This window comes from Mangrovihabitans endophyticus (genome assembly GCF_014646155.1).
In the GTDB taxonomy this organism is placed as follows: domain Bacteria; phylum Actinomycetota; class Actinomycetes; order Mycobacteriales; family Micromonosporaceae; genus Actinoplanes; species Actinoplanes endophyticus.
In genome coordinates this window covers 25,042-39,716 of record NZ_BMMX01000047.1, presented here as the reverse complement: position 1 = coordinate 39,716, position 14,675 = coordinate 25,042, and the positions used below count along the sequence as shown (strand labels likewise).

The 14,675-nt window shown below is 67.0% G+C and carries 11 protein-coding genes, 1 tRNA gene and 1 pseudogene; 8 read left to right on the top strand and 5 right to left on the bottom strand.

Going from position 1 to position 14,675, the window contains the following annotated elements:
• Window positions 1–97 precede the first annotated feature (97 nt).
• Entirely contained in the window at window positions 98–829 is a 732-nt protein-coding gene (locus tag IEY73_RS28665) for a hypothetical protein (RefSeq protein WP_189082461.1), read from the bottom strand.
• Window positions 830–922: 93 nt separating this feature from the next.
• On the bottom strand, window positions 923–1,189 hold the full coding sequence (locus tag IEY73_RS28660; protein WP_189082460.1) for a hypothetical protein: 267 nt from the start codon (window positions 1,187–1,189) through the stop codon (window positions 923–925).
• 632 nt (window positions 1,190–1,821) lie between these two features.
• Here IEY73_RS28660 and IEY73_RS28655 point away from each other — a divergent pair.
• Window positions 1,822–1,989, top strand: a complete 168-nt coding sequence (locus IEY73_RS28655; RefSeq protein WP_189082459.1) for a hypothetical protein — start codon at window positions 1,822–1,824, stop codon at window positions 1,987–1,989.
• A 43-nt stretch (window positions 1,990–2,032) separates the two neighbouring features.
• Here the strand turns inward: IEY73_RS28655 and IEY73_RS28650 are convergent, their stop codons facing one another.
• The gene (locus IEY73_RS28650) at window positions 2,033–2,974 is read right to left on the bottom strand and encodes a competence protein CoiA family protein (RefSeq protein ID WP_444543388.1); all 942 of its coding nucleotides are present in this window, start codon (window positions 2,972–2,974) and stop codon (window positions 2,033–2,035) included.
• Window positions 2,975–3,372: 398 nt separating this feature from the next.
• Between IEY73_RS28650 and IEY73_RS28645 the strand changes: the two genes are divergently transcribed.
• Window positions 3,373–3,445 (top strand) — tRNA-Arg (locus IEY73_RS28645).
• A 60-nt stretch (window positions 3,446–3,505) separates the two neighbouring features.
• On the opposite strand, the gene IEY73_RS28640 is transcribed toward IEY73_RS28645, so the two are convergent.
• Window positions 3,506–5,461 carry a pentapeptide repeat-containing protein gene (locus IEY73_RS28640; protein ID WP_189082457.1) on the bottom strand — a complete coding sequence of 652 codons (1,956 nt, stop codon included), beginning with the start codon at window positions 5,459–5,461 and terminating at the stop codon, window positions 3,506–3,508.
• Window positions 5,462–5,678: 217 nt separating this feature from the next.
• Between IEY73_RS28640 and IEY73_RS28635 the strand changes: the two genes are divergently transcribed.
• Entirely contained in the window at window positions 5,679–5,882 is a 204-nt protein-coding gene (locus tag IEY73_RS28635) for a hypothetical protein (RefSeq protein ID WP_189082456.1), read from the top strand.
• A gap of 356 nt (window positions 5,883–6,238) precedes the next feature.
• Here the strand turns inward: IEY73_RS28635 and IEY73_RS28630 are convergent, their stop codons facing one another.
• Window positions 6,239–6,904 (bottom strand): Type 1 glutamine amidotransferase-like domain-containing protein, encoded by a 666-nt coding sequence (locus IEY73_RS28630; protein ID WP_189082455.1) that lies wholly within the window; start codon window positions 6,902–6,904, stop codon window positions 6,239–6,241.
• Between the two features lie 133 nt (window positions 6,905–7,037).
• Here IEY73_RS28630 and IEY73_RS28625 point away from each other — a divergent pair, with 133 nt between their 5' ends.
• The 5 genes and pseudogenes from IEY73_RS28625 (at window position 7,038) to IEY73_RS28610 (ending at window position 14,668) form a co-directional block, all read left to right on the top strand.
• The gene (locus IEY73_RS28625) at window positions 7,038–7,478 is read left to right on the top strand and encodes an SRPBCC family protein (RefSeq protein ID WP_189082454.1); all 441 of its coding nucleotides are present in this window, start codon (window positions 7,038–7,040) and stop codon (window positions 7,476–7,478) included.
• A gap of 383 nt (window positions 7,479–7,861) precedes the next feature.
• Window positions 7,862–7,984: pseudogene (locus IEY73_RS34570) on the top strand (hypothetical protein); the annotation flags it as partial.
• Between the two features lie 76 nt (window positions 7,985–8,060).
• A complete protein-coding gene (locus tag IEY73_RS28620; protein WP_189082453.1) occupies window positions 8,061–8,252 on the top strand; it encodes a hypothetical protein in 192 nt (63 codons plus the stop codon).
• 81 nt (window positions 8,253–8,333) lie between these two features.
• Window positions 8,334–10,493 carry a S1 family peptidase gene (locus IEY73_RS28615; RefSeq protein ID WP_189082452.1) on the top strand — a complete coding sequence of 720 codons (2,160 nt, stop codon included), beginning with the start codon at window positions 8,334–8,336 and terminating at the stop codon, window positions 10,491–10,493.
• A 17-nt stretch (window positions 10,494–10,510) separates the two neighbouring features.
• The gene (locus IEY73_RS28610) at window positions 10,511–14,668 is read left to right on the top strand and encodes a polymorphic toxin-type HINT domain-containing protein (RefSeq protein WP_189082451.1); all 4,158 of its coding nucleotides are present in this window, start codon (window positions 10,511–10,513) and stop codon (window positions 14,666–14,668) included.
• Window positions 14,669–14,675: the final 7 nt, after the last annotated feature.

The window sequence follows — 14,675 nt, the reverse complement described above, 5'->3', positions numbered from 1 at the left end:
CGCCACACCCATCAACATCGATCGATCAGAGCGGCCTGGCCGAACGAGCAGCCATCAACTGCGAATCATCGAGGCTAGATGACCTGGCTCTACAGCTCTAGCTTTCCGACTGGTCGTCAAGTAGCTGTGCCGCGACCGACGGCGGCATGATCGTCGACCAGATCACCTCACCGGGTTTTGGTTGGATGCCCGCCACTCCGTCCGGCTCCGGCAACCAGCTACTGGGATCGATACCAGGTATGGCGTTGATGATGATCGCGAACACTTTAGGGTCAGCGATGTTCTCTGTGCCAACGATGAGATAGGTCTCTTGCTCGCGAGCACGCGTCAATGCAGTCACTCTGTAGTGCTCAAATTCAGCTTGATACGGGTATCCGTCCCGAAGTGATCGAGTGATCAGACCTCGGACGATCCTACGGATATTCGCTTCCCACGCATATGCATGCTCAAGCTGTAGACGCCGCCAGTCCCAGTCAGTAGGCATCCACCTGTCAGAGTCCCCACCTTCGCGATCCCAGGAAGCCTTTAGAGCGGCATAGAAGTCACCAGGGTCGCCTTCCCGCCGGTATCCGCCAGCACCAAGCCACCACGGCGCCTGCCGAACCTCGGGGCCTGCGTCAGCGCGATCGGCTTCCGGCAGGCGAGTCGCCGCACCGCGCCAGCGGCCTGTTTTGACCTTGAACCACACGCGGTCCTTGAGCGACAGAATTCGTTCGGCTCCGCCGGCCGCGTAAGCCTCAGGTAGCCGTTGCGCCTCGCCGATCAACGGATGGTCAATCCGACACAAAGATTCATCAAATGGGGGGATTGACAGTTCCAGATCAGCCATGCAAAACCGCGTGGGACGGACAGGCTTAGGCTCACCGCTCATTAGGCGAGTTTAGGGAGCCAAGCCCATCCGTCTCTAGTCGTCACTTTTCCGTCAGTGCCCGGAAGGCATGCCGCCGTACTCTTGCAGATGATCGACTGGAACGTCGGTGAGCAGTGCAATTGCGGATGCGGACGAGCCATCGAGCTGACTGAGAGCCGCACGGATACCCTCGTTGATCTCACTGCGGTGAGTTTCTATGTACTCGCGCACGGCGAGCTCTACAACATCCTTCTTGGCCTTGCCAAGGAAGTGAGCAGCGTGCGAGATGAGCTGGTCGGTTCCAACATCGACCTTGATGGGAGCAGACGTAGCGGCCATGTTCGGTCCCCCTTCAGGGCTCACGGTACCGAAGTACCTAAGTACCCTTCAACACCATGCATCATCGGAACCAACGATACTGAGTTTAGAGAGACATGGCTAGCCGGATGTCAAACGTCACCGCCGAGGCCTCGCGAGGATCAACGCACGCGGCAGGGGGGCTCGCCGGAGCAACACTGAAGAGGCGGGAGTCCAGTTAAGCTCAACGCCCGTTGGGTGCGGAGCATCGCGTAGCGACGTTGAGCTTAACTGGCCTGTCAAGACCCAATTCATACCCGTTTGTCACGCCATGCCTGTCTTCGAGACAGACCCCCGCCACGCCAGCGTGTTATCAACGAAATCCCAGTCTGGCAAGCGTGATTTGCATCACTTCCATGTGCCTACGACGTCTTCTGCGCCGAACGTGACTCTGAGACGGCGGCTGCGCCGAGAACCGGAGCGAAGCCAGGATCCCGGGCTCGCCCGCCAAAGCCTGCCTCCATCCGGCGACGCAGCTCCTCCTGTCCCCCGTCGAGGCACCCGGCGTAGATGCGCCACATCACCTCGGGAGACTGGCCAGCCCGGCAGCGAATCGCGCAGGCGCGCATGCCTACGCGGAGGATCAGCAGGACGCCGAGGACGCGGCCGGCGAAGTGCTGGCCGAGGTGAGGCAGCCGCAACCCGAGCCGCGAAAGGTCCGCAAGGCGGTGGCCGCGCTCCGCGGCTTCCTCGTGCCGATCGCCACGACGGCGGCCCGGCAAGAGGTGCAGGAGCTTGCGCAGCACGGCATCGACAACCTGAACCACGCAATCGGGATGTGAGTCAGTCCGGCCCGGGCGACCGGGCCGTCAGTGATTCGCTGAATCAGCCGCGCCAGAGTTCATTCTCAGCGCACGTCTTGTGGCAGGGCCGCATCTGGTCGTCCCGAACCTGCGTCGCCTTCCTGCAAATCCGGCACGGCAACGCCTGTTTCGCCCAGTGCGCGGCGCCGGTCCAGTCCAGGAAGCCGATAGTCGGCGGGGGCGGCGGGTCGGCCAGCTTGACCGACACCGGCTCCCGATCGGCGCCGGGCGAGGCGGGCGGCCGGTGGCCGGTGTCCTGCCCGTACCGGCACGACTGGTCGCGGAGTCGTGGTCGAATGTCGACGCGGGTGACGATGCCGCCGAGCGGCGAATCTTCCACGCCCGACGTGGTCGAGTCGACCTTATCCAGATCGGACGCCAGCACCCAGAACCAAACCGACCGGCTCGACGTCCGCTTTACGTTCACTGGGACCAGCTCGCGGGCCGCGGCCTTGATCACCAGGTCATCGAAGCGTTCAAGGGCGCGCGCGTCCGACCAGGATGCGTGCCAACCCGAGCAGGGCCGGCCGGCCTTCTTGTCGGGGCACACCGTTCCCATCCGTGAGCACTCCTCAACGACCAGGCGGCGGACGCCACCGCGGACCGGGAGCTCCGTGTCGGACAGGTATTCGTGCCACACCTTCCGGTCGATCCGCGCCCACGGTGCCTGGTCGATCACCTTCGACGTCTGGCTGTTCGTCATCCACGCGGGCGTGATCCCGTCGTCGGTCGCCAGCTTCGACCGGCGCCGCACGGTCGCCGCGGTGATTGGCGAGAGCTGCGGCTCGAATCCGATCTGGACGCCGTCGCCGCGGACCAGCACGTCAGTACGTCGGCGCCGGTGTTTCGGGGTGTCCTCAACTACCGCCTCGAACCCGCCGGACGCCGCAGCCTTGGCGATCCGCTCTTTCAGCGCCTTGTGCTCTGCGCTCTCGCCCGTGGTGGCGTGTTCGGCGCCGCTAATGTGCCGGGCCTCGCGCGTACCGTCTTCGTTTTGCCGCAGGTACAGCCAGGGCGGGGCGCCGGCCGGGTGCTGCGGGTCGATGCACTGGAGAGTGCCCGACTTGCACTTGCCATGCAGTTGCGCCCAAGCCCGGGCAGCTCGGGGACTCCAAGATCCTCACGGGACAGATCCAGCACGACGCCGAATTCCACCAGGAGCACGCTCGTACGCATCTGACCACGATACGTGTTGGGTACGACAAGAACGGTGTGCCGACGGGCCGCCGGATCCCAGGCGGGCACGTGACCGCGGTCGGCATCGAGAGGGAGTAACAGCCTGGCGCCGACAGCGCGGCGTACCGGATACGTACCGAAACGTTGGCCGTCTGGAGGATCGACATGACATTTTCCCAGCTCGCTGCCTCCTAAGAACGGCACATGCCTTCGCCCTCCGGAGGCGAAAGCGCAGGTTCGAATCCTGCCGGGGGCACCAGGGGTTCACCAGCATTTTCAGGCCACTGACCGGCGGATATTCGGTCAGTGGCCTCAGTCGTCAGTCGAAGATCGCTGTACGGTAGCCGTTGCAGTGCTTCAGTTCCTCACGTGAAAATGGGCTGAACTCGGCACCTCGAAAATCTGCATGACCGATGTCGCAACCGGCGAACCGGGTACCGAAGAGGTTGCAGCCGCGCAGGATTGAGTATGTGAGCTTGCTGCGGCTGAGATCAGAACCATGGAAATCGGAATTCGACAGGTCTAGATTTGACAGGTCGATATCAGTCAGCTCGACCGAGTCCAGCATGATGCCGGCCGAGGGGAAGCCTCGGCATCGATTGGTCAAGAGCCAGTAGGCCGCCGCAGCGCGCAGGGTGGTCTCCGTCAGGGTTGGATCATCTTCGTGGCCGGTCCGTGGAGTTATCCACTTTCTTGCTTTCTGCTCGGTCCACTCGCGAAGCGCCATCTGAGCGATGAAATGCCACACCGGAGTGTATATCACCGGAAAGATGCCCTCGCCGTCGAACTCCGATTCCCAGCGAAAGAACTTCCGCGCATAGAAGTATTCCTGAAACGATCTGTGTGCGAATTGCCACGCGTCTCCACGGATTCGGGAGACGAACGTGCTCGTGATCAGTTGCCGTTCGACTTCCTTCCACCGGCTACGGGGAAGCGACGCACGGTCCAGCAGCATCGACAAATGCACCTTCAGTTGCTCCACGTCGATGACCATCGTCTTCTGCGTAACCAGCCGCTCGGCTAAATCCTCGAAGAAGACCATGACCAAGTCCGGCGCAACCATGAGCCGACCACTGCTCAACTCACGATGCAGCCACGCGTTGGTGTATGCGTCGTACAAGTCTGCCGACGACGCGGCAGCGACAAAGTCCGGCAATTGATCGTGCGATTGACACACCAATGACAGCAGAACCGGGCGCGTGCAAAGCTCGGTCAGGTTGTACGTTGATGCGATGAAGCGCAGCACCGCCTCGGCTTCCGCAGAATCGAAACGGCGTCGAATGAACTCCGTCATCTCGTGCGGACCGAACATCCGCAGATGCAGCAGGTCAAAGCCCGGCATGACTGGCGTAGGCATGAGCAACTCACGTTGCTCCGACCCGGAGTAGAAGTAGTGCGTACGGCAGGTGATAAGCGCACGTGGAATACCTGACGAAAGCACGAGGCGCGAGTAGGCGACAAGGGCGGTTCGCTCGCCCAACGCCTTCACCATCTCATCCAGTCCGTCGAGGATCAACAGGAGCCGACCGGTGCCCAGCGCGCGACGAAGTTCGGCGGGGTTGTGGACCTCAACGCCATAGCTGTCGAACAGGTGGGTACGCACGAGCTGCTCGATATCCATCCGCGGTTCGAATCGTTTGAAGCCGATGAGCAGCGGGAGCGGCGAGTTGAGCGTGCGCCGGTATTGGTCAGCAAGTCGCTTGGCCAGTCGCAGGCATAGCCAGCTCTTCCCCGTGCCATAGTCGCCCAATACGGCAAGTGGGCCGCTCGATGGAGCCTGCAGCCATTCGTCGATGTAGCCGTCGACGTCGACGTCCACGTCTTGCTTCTCCAGATATCCTTTCGGAGATACGAACAATTCTTTGATGCCCGACTCATCGAAGATCCGGTCAAGCTCGGCAAGATACATATCGATGTCGAAGCCGACCGCAGGCGCCTTATGTGAGGCACTCCGCAGGCCCGGCCGAGGTTGGGGCGGGTAAAGGTTGGCGAATCTCGCTATCCACGGCTCCTGCTGCGCCGGATCGGAGAGGCCGCAGCCGTACAGGAAACCTATTAACGATCGCTCTTGCGGCACTACTCGGCCACTGGTGAGATTTTCCGTCGTTCCGGTCGAAATTCGATATCTGGTTTTGCGGCTGATTGTCGCAATTTCCCGGAAGGAGCGGCCAGACCACGCCTTCAACGCCAAAAGGCAGGATGCGAACTCTTCCTTGGAACGGGCCACCTGCGGGTCCGGCATCGGCCGCTCGGCTGGCTCATCCAGGATTTCCACACTCGCCTCCGCCGCCGTCGTGGGACCGCCAACAGTCTAGGTGCCCTTGTCGATCACGGCGGGCGATGCCGACCCAGGCTGTAGACCTGGCACCTCGTCCAATTCGGCCAATGGACTACCCGTTGGACGAATGGACGGGTGACATCACCGTCGAACGGCACCGGGGCTGGCCCGCTTCCACCGTGATCAACACCGACCGGACAACGGAAGGAAAATCATGACGAGCAACTCCGTACGTGCCCTATGGCTGGCTTGCGCGCTGCTGATGAGCAGCATGGTCGGTGTCGGCGGCGGTGTCCTTTCTTTCGTCGGCGGCGACAACCCGGCCAAGGCCGTGATCGCCGGTGCAGCCGCGTTCGGCGGTGCCATGGCCCTGCTCACCGCGGTCTTGGCTCTGCTGTTCCCCGGCCGATCGCGCTGAGGCGCAAGTTCCACCACCATGTCTGATTTTCGCCAGCCACTCCCGGGGGGTGTGACTATTGAACCTTTTTCAACCTGGCATCGAGCCCGTCGGTTGCGCGCCGTCGACCAGCGGCGGCATCTGCCAGCCTCGCCACGTTGAAAAAGGTTCATTGCCGATGTGGTCGGCTGCGGGCGTCGCCTCGTCGAACGCCGTCCAAGGCGTCGCCGCCATGCCGGGGCTCGGAGCCCTGATCGTGCGGGCGCAACCGGCATCGCCATGATCGGGTGCGGAGCCCGGCTCGTCATCGAGCGGCCGTGAGAGTGCACCAACGTCGGCATGAGAGCGAGTGCGTCTGACGGACTACCGCTTGACGGTCACCCGAACCTTCTCCACTGGCCCTCGGAAACCACCTCGACGGAGCCGTCGACGACCGTGATGGCTGTTTGTTCGTCGATGGCGTAGGCCGGGATGCCGATGTCCGCCGCCCACCGCTCGGCGTCGGCCAGGGTGTTCGTGGGGAAGAGGTTCAGGTGCGGGAAGATCGAGAAGTCGACGACTCCCAAAGCCCGGTCGTCGGGTGCCGACGGCCATTCGACGAAGTACGCTCCGATCCGGGGCGTCATCACCATGCTTCCCGCGCTGACCCCCACCCAGACGGTGTCGAGCAGCGAGGGCAGCAGATCGGCCAGCCCGGACTCGCGCATCCAGTGACACAGGTACGTCGCGTCGCCGCCGTCGACGAGCAGCACATCAGCCTCCCGGACCCAGGGCATCCAGCGTTCCACCCCGATGCTGGGTAGCGCGGTGAGCTCAAGGACACCGAGCGAAGCCCAGCCCAGGCCGGACAGGTGCCGCCAGTCAGATGCCGGGTCGGCGGCCACGAAACCCTGCACCGAAGCCGGCCCGCACATCGGGTGCCCCCACTGTGCTGTCGGGACGCAGAGAGCCCGGCACTCGGAGACCGGCTTGCCGAGAAGCTGCACCAGCGCCGCGTGGATGCTGGGGTTCGTCACACCCCCGGACGTCAGCAGAAGCCTCATGGAACCTCCAAGATGGACACGACGGTCACGGCGCCCGGTGCCCAGACCGGGCCGCGACTCATTGGGGGCTTGCGATGGGTCTTACGCGCTGACGATGATCTCTCGGTGACTGCGCCCACTACCGTCGATGGTTGTGCAGCTTAACGCCTCGATCGTCGTCGAGCAGGACGTCACGCAGGTATGGGACTTTCTCGCCGACCCGGTCGCGAGCACGCCCCGGTGGGACAGGAGCGTCGCGGAGGTCATTCCACGTTCTCCGGGTCCGGTGGACGTCGGCTGGGAAGCCACCACGGTCTCGCCCTCCGGAAAGCGCCAGGATTTTCGCGTCACCGCCTATGAGCCCGGACGCGAATTGACCTTTTCCCTGCTTTCGTCGCTCATGTTCACCCGTGCCGATTTGACGTTCCGGCTCACCGGAACACCGGCGGGCACCCGCATCGACCATGTCATCGACGTGGAGCTGCGGAGCCGTCTGCTCGGCCCCGTGTTGCGCCTGGTGAGCAAGCGCGCCCTCGGCGTCGATCTCGACCTGCTCAGGGGTGCTCTGGCGGATTTCTACGGGTCGGCCGGATGAACAGGGCTGCCCCTCGCCGGAGCCGGGCCGCAGTCAGCCGGTCTGATGAGTCCAGCGGCGTGTGGCGGCAGTGCTGAGCGACGGCTGAGACGGGCTCAGTGAGCCCTCAGCGCATCGCTTCCAGGATTGACGCGCGACGATCGTTTGAGGGCCTCCTCGATCGACTCCCGACCTTCCATCAAGCGTTGGCAGGTCGGACAGCCGGGGAGGTGCGGCAGGGAAGCGAGGTCTCATGGTTGCCCAGGATCGCGTGTGGTGTCATCTCGATCGCCTGGTGCGTGGCGGACAGGAGACCGGGGTGCAGGTTGCCGCTCATCTACGGGGGCGGCCGGTGGAGAACGTCGCGGCGGGAGTGGCGCCCCCGTCCACCGGCCGGTTGGTTGATGGCGCGGGGTCGGGTTGCACTACGGCCGGCGAGTGACACCGCGAGGGCTGGGCGGGAAAGCGGCGGCGGATGCCTGGTCATGGTCGACGCGGTGGCGCCGTACCATGCCGCGTTCGCCGGGGCGATGCGCCGGGCGTACGGGGAAATGCTCGTCACGGGGTTGCCGCGGATCACCCGGTTCTGGCCGGGTGGCTCGGGTGCTGGACAACGCGCGGATCCTGCGCGACTTCAAGATCCTGCGCGACTTCAAGAACGACGAGCGTGCGGCGTTCCGGTCGGTGAACTCAGGCCTGCGCCGGCACGGCGACGGCGCTCCGGCGGTGCAGCAGGCGATCGCACTGGCGAGACTGATCGAGCTGTCGACGGTGCTCCCACTCTGTGGTACATGAAGCCGAGGTGAATGCGCCGCCTCCTTGAGTGTCGGCATGCTACGTCGCTTTGGAACCGTCCTGGCTCTTGTTCTGGCCGGCATGTCGATCTGGCCGATGCCGGCCGACGCGGTGACGGGCGGGAGCCCGATACCCGCTGATTCGTGGAATTTTGTGGCACGAGTGGACGTCAACGGCGTTCACGGGTGCAGCGGCGCCCTCGTTGCTCCGCAGTGGATCCTCACGGCCGCGAACTGCTACGCCGTCGACGGACAGGACGTCGGCAGCAACTCGCTGGCGGGGCTGCCCACTACCGTGACGATCGGCGGCACCGGCCTGCCCGTGGTGCATCTGGTTCCGGACGCCGACCGCGGTGTCGTGCTCGCCGAGCTGGCACTGCGAGTTCCCGACATCACCCCGGTCGCGGTCAGCAGCACCGCGCCCGCTGCCGGGGACGCCGTGCAGGCCGCCGGCTACGGCCGCACCGCGACCGCGTGGGTTCCCGACCAGCCGCAGGCGGCAGCGGTCACGGTCGACGCGGTCAGCGCCGAGTCGTTCGGCTGGACCGGACCGGAGGCGAGCGCCTGCCAGGGCGATGCCGGTGGGCCGGTCTTTCGCACCGGAGGCGCCCGGCCCGAGCTCGTCGGGATCGACATCGCCTCCCGGCAGGGCGGGTGCCTTGACCAGAACGGCAGTCAGCAGGGTGCCACGGCGGCACGCGTCGATGACCTGAGGAACTGGATCAGCGGCGCCACGACCGACCTGTCCGCCAGCTTCCGGTCGTACCACACCAGCTCGACCGGCCTTGCCGAGTACGACCTGGCCGACGCCCGGGACCAGGTGGTTCCGTTCGACTACGACCACACGGGAAAGCTGGACCACCTGGTCGTGTATCGACCGGGTGAGGGGATCGTCCACATTGTCAAGCACAACGCCGACGACACCTATCGCTCAATTGTCAAGAGCACGGGCGGCATCGGTGGATTCAGCCTGCGCAACGGGTCCGACCGGATCGTGCCGTTCGACTACGACCACACCGGGAAGCTGGATCACCTGCTGCTGTACCGGCCCGGCAGCGGGGTCGCCTGGGTCGTCGCGCACGGCGAGGGCACCGCGTTCACGGCCGTGGTCACCAGCTCCACCGGGATCGGCGGGTACGACCTGGCGGATACCCGGGATCAACTACTGGCGTTCGACTACGACCATTCCGGAAAACCGGATCATCTGGTTGCCTACCGTCCGGGCGACGGGATCGTTCACATCGTCAAGCACGGCGCCGGCACCTCGTTCAGCTCGATCGTCACGAGCACCGGCGGCATCGGCGGCTACGACCTCAGGGGCACCACCGACCGCATCGTCGCCTTCGACTACGCGCACTCCGGGAAGCTGGATCATCTGGTGCTCTATCGGCCCGGCGGCAGGACCGCGTGGATCGTCGCGCACGGCGAGGGCACCACGTTCACGGCGGTCTACTCGAACCACACCACGGGCATCGGCGGGTACGACCTGGCCGAGACCCGGGACCAGATACTGGCGTTCGACTACGGATACTCGGGGCGGCTCGATCATCTGGTGCTGTACCGTCCAGGCGCCGGAATCATCCACATCCTCCAGCACGGTGCGGACAACTCATTCACACCCGTGTTCACCAGCACGACCGGGATCGCGGGCTACGGCCTGGGCGGCGCGATGGACCGCATCGTGGCGTTCGATCCCGACCATTCCGGCGGCCCCAATCACCTGGTGCTCTACCGGCCCGGCGGCCGGATCGCGTCGGTGGTGGGTCGACAGGGTCCGACCGCGGTGGCGGTGGCCATCCCACGCCCGGTTTCGGTCGAGGACTCCATCGTGGAGACCTTCAGCTATCCGAACGCGGCGCACATCCTGGCGACCTTGCACGTACGGTTGATCTCCGGCGACGGCCACCTTCTGCTGGCCGACTGCACGACCCCGCCGGTGAACAACGTCGGCGTGATCCATGTGTGGACCACCGAGCAGATCGGTCCGGAGGATGCCGGCCACGTCTGCTTCCAGGTCTTGGGCCCGGCCGGCCGGCTGGACCTTGAGGTGCCGGGCGTTTATTCGATCCGCGGCGACGGCCAGCAGCGGGGCTACGGCCATCGGCTCACCGCCGTGGTGGATACCGAGACGGGCTCGCCGGTGACCGTGGAGGTCGATCCGTCCGGTTACGCCCCGGTGGGCATCGGCGCCGACCCGGCCAACGAACCGACGACCCTGCTGCAACTTCGCGCCGGCCAGTGATGGGAAGGGTGAAGCCGATGAGAAGACTGTGGGTGTTGACCACTCTCCCCCTGATTGTTGCGCTGCTCGGCGTGCCGCGGCCGGTGGGCGCTCAGGTCGAGCCGGAGGCCGCGGACTGCGATCGGGACGCCGTGGTGATCGCCTGGCGTACCGGGGGTTCGCAGGTGCGGGCCGCAGCCGAACGGGCGCTGCTGGGTGCCGATGCCGACATCTGCGCGTTCTTGGACACCGATTGGGCGCAGCGCGGGCGAGTGGACGACCGGTTGAGCGTCAACCAGATACTGGCCGCGGGCGGCCCCACCGTGCGCGACGCGGCGCGTCAGGCACTGGACTCCACGGATCCGGCCGCGCTGGGTTCGTTCGTGGAGTCCGGCTGGCGCCAGCCATCGCTGACCGACCAGCGCATCCGCGTCAACCAGATGCTGGCCGCGGGCGGCGCACAGCTTCGCACGGCAGCGCAGCGAGCGCTCGATGCCGGCACCGCAACGGCGATGGAGACGTTCCTGGATTCGGGCTGGCGGCAACCGCTTCTCACCGATCAGCGGGTGAGGATCAATCAGATCCTGGCGTCGGGCGGCCCGGAGGTGCGGGTCGCCGCGCAACGTGCCCTGGATGCCGGCACCTTGGAGGCGTTGACCCGGTTCATCGATGTCGACTGGGGTGTGGCGGCGGCCCGCGATCAGGAAACGCAGACCCTCACCGACCTCGTCAGGGCGGCCGAAGTCGCGGGCGCGAAGGCGAACGCGGAAACGCAGGCGGCCAAGACCGAGGCCGAGCGGGCGGTGTCCGAGGCGGCTGCGGCCAAGCAGGCGGCGCAGGCGGCGGCGCAGGCGGCCGCGAATGCGCAGAACGACGCCGCGGTGGCGGCCGCCGAGTCCCGGCGGGCGGCCGATGCCGCGGACCGGGCGGCGGCGGCGGCGCAGCAGGCGGTGTCCGCAGCGCGTGCGGCGAGCGCCGCTGCCCGGGTGGCCGCGGACGCGGCCGCACGGGCCGCCACCGCGGCGGCGCGGACTGGGGAGGCGGCTAGCCGGGCGTACCAGTCCGCGGCGCTGGCCGCGACAAACGCCGGCGAAGCCCAGCGAGCGCGAGATGCCGCGGTACGGGCTCGGGCCGCCGCGGAGCAGACGCGACAGGTCGCGGAGGCTGCCCGGCACGCCGGGGAAGCCGCCCTCGCGGCCGCCTTCGCGGCGTCGGCGGCCTCGGGGGCAGCCGACAACGCCAACGCCTCCGCACAAGCGGCGGTGGAGGCCGGTGACTGGGCGGCCCGCAGCGGGGCGGACGCGTCGGCCGCGCGTGCCGCCGCGGCGCGGGCGCGGGCGAACGCGAACCGGGCCACCCACGCGGCACAGGCGGCGATATCGTTCGCCAACACCGCAGCCGAGGCGGCGTTCAACGCCCGCGATGCGGCCAACCGCGCGGTGGCCAACGCCAACGCCGCCGCAGCCGCCGCCGAGGAGGCCGCCGAGCACGCCGGTCAGGCCGCGGACGCGGCGGCGCAGGCGACCGCGCACGCCAACGCCGCCACGCAGGCGGCGGAGGAGGCCGTGACGGCGGCAGAACAGGCCAAGGTGGTCTACGACGCGGCACGGGCGGCCGACACCGAACGGATCACGATCGCCCTCGAACAGGGCGACGAAGCGGCTCTGGCCTTCGCGGCGGAGATCTCTTCGCAGCATGACCGGGCCGGTTGGGACGCCCAGCAGGCGGCCAGCCGCTCGGCCGAGACCAACCGGTTGATCACCATCGCCGCCGATCCGGCCACGCCCACCGCCGATGCGGTGCCGGCTGCCCGCAAGGTGGCCTTGGCGCTTGCCACGTCGGACGGGAGCTGGACTCGGACGGCTGCCCTCGACGCGCTGAGCGGCAACGATGCGCGCGTCGTCGAGTTCGTCCGGACCGGCATCGACGCCGCCGCGGCCCAGGACGACCGCGCCACTCTGGCAGGGTTGCTGGTCACCGGCAGCGCGGCGATGCGTGCAGCGGCACAGGCGGCGCTGGACGGCTCGGATGCGGACGTGGCGGAGTTCCTCCGTGACCGCGACTACCCCGGCCGGGACGGCGAAGACCGGCTCGCGGTCAACCAGGTCCTGGCCGCGGCGCGCGAGGCCGGCGATCAGACCACCGTGGAGTACGCGCAGCAGGCGCTGGACGACGGCAGCGATGCGGCACTGCGGCAGTTCCTGGAGACGACCCAGTACACCGCTGCCGCCGACGACAAGCGCATCAAGGTCAACCAGATCTTGGCGGCCCCGGACAGCGGCTCCGAGCTGACCGCATCCGCGCGGATCGCGCTGGACGGTCCACCCGCATTTCTCGACCAGTTCCTGACCGTCGAGCGGTACGCGGCGGCTCAGCGCGACCAGGATGCCGCGGCCCATGATGCGACAGTCACGGCGTTGCTGGCACAGGCGGCCGAGGTGGCCGCCGGCGCGATGCAGAATGCGATGGAAGCACAGGCCGCGGCGGCCACCGCTCGGAACGCGGCGGCCGAGGCCGCCGGGTATGCACAGCAGGCCGCCGATGCGGCCGGCGAAGCCGCCGAGTATGCACGGCAGGCGCAGCAGTCGGCGGACCGGGCGCAAGAGGCGGCGGACCGCGCCGCAGCCTCCGCCCGCACCGCGGCGGACGCGGCCCACTCGGCCAACGCCTCCGCCCAACGGGCGGCCCGATCGGCGGCTTGGGCAACGGCATCCGCGCAGGAGGCATCGGGCTATGCCGCGCAGGCGTACGTCTCGGCGGAACACGCGTACCACTCGGCGGTCGCCGCCGGCCACAGCGCGGAGGAGGCGAACACCGCAGCATCCGCGGCGCTCGCCGCGGCCAGCCGGTTAGCCGGCGACAACATGGCGGACTGGGCCGACAAGCAGGCGTTCCTGTGTCACTCGCCGGGTGTCGACACCCAGGCGTGCCTCGCCCAGGTCAACGAGATCGTGCAGAACCCGGGCCGCGTCGCCTTCCTGAACTCCGGCGTGTGCGAGCTGTTCTACATGCGGGGCAGCGATCTCTACAACGGCTGCTTGAGGGATGTGCTGAACCCGAACTTCGAGTTGAGCCAGAAGCTGACCTTCGTCACGGCGGCGCTGTCCGATCTCACCGCCTTTTACACCGCGGTGGCGAGCGCTCTGGTCACCCTGGTGGCCGGGGTGGTAGTCGGCGCGGGTGTCGCCGCCTGTGCCATCTGCGCCGCCGTCATGGAATTCTTCACGCCCCTGCTGGCCCCCGAGATGGTCGGATTGCCGTCCGCGGGTCTGGTGGCGGGCTCCGCGGTCAGCGTGCGCACCGCCGCGGTGCTGGAAGAGCTGACGGTCGAAACGCGGGCGCAGGAGGCGACATTCGCCCGGCTGATCTCCGCGATGAAGCTGTGCGGCGGCAACAGCTTCGTTCCCGGTACGCCCGTGCTGCTCCCCGACGGGACCACAAAGTCCGTTCAGGACATCCGCGTCGGCGACAAGGTGCTGTCCACCGAGCCGGTCACCGGAGTCACCGGCGCCCAAGCGGTCACCAGCATCACCACCGGGAAGGGCGTCAAACGCCTCGTGGCGGTGACCGTGGACACCGACGGCCGGGCGGGCGGCGCCACGGCGACGCTGACCGCGACCGAGGCGCATCCGTTCTGGGTGGCCTACCTCGGCACGTGGGTGGATGCGGCCGACCTGCGCACCGGACAGTGGCTGCGCACCGGCTCCGGCACCTGGGTCCAGGTCGCCCGGACCCGGCACCACACCGAACGGGCCACCGTCCACAACTTCACCGTCGCGCGCAACCACACCTACTACGTGGCCGCAGGAGCGGCGTCCGTTCTGGTCCACAATGGTTGTAGCGACTACCAGTGGGCGCCGGTGCCCGCGCCGCTCGACTATCTTCCGCCGGAAGAACTGTGGAACCCGAGCAAGGGCATCCCGGTGATCGGCCGGTGGCCCGAGGTGGCCGTCGGCGGGAGCTGGCCGGGACATACCTATTTCGATCTTCCCCTCCCCGATTGGAGCAAGGAGAAGAACGACGCCTGGATCCAGTCGATCATCAACCAGCGCGGGTCGGTGTATGTGGGCTCGCTGACGGTGGGCAACTACTGGAACAAGGAAAAAGACGAACCGTCCACCTTCGTGCGCGAGATCCAACAGCTCTTGCAGAACGGGTACGACTGGGAGGGGGATTACCTGGTGCCGCTGCCGTAGCGGGGGA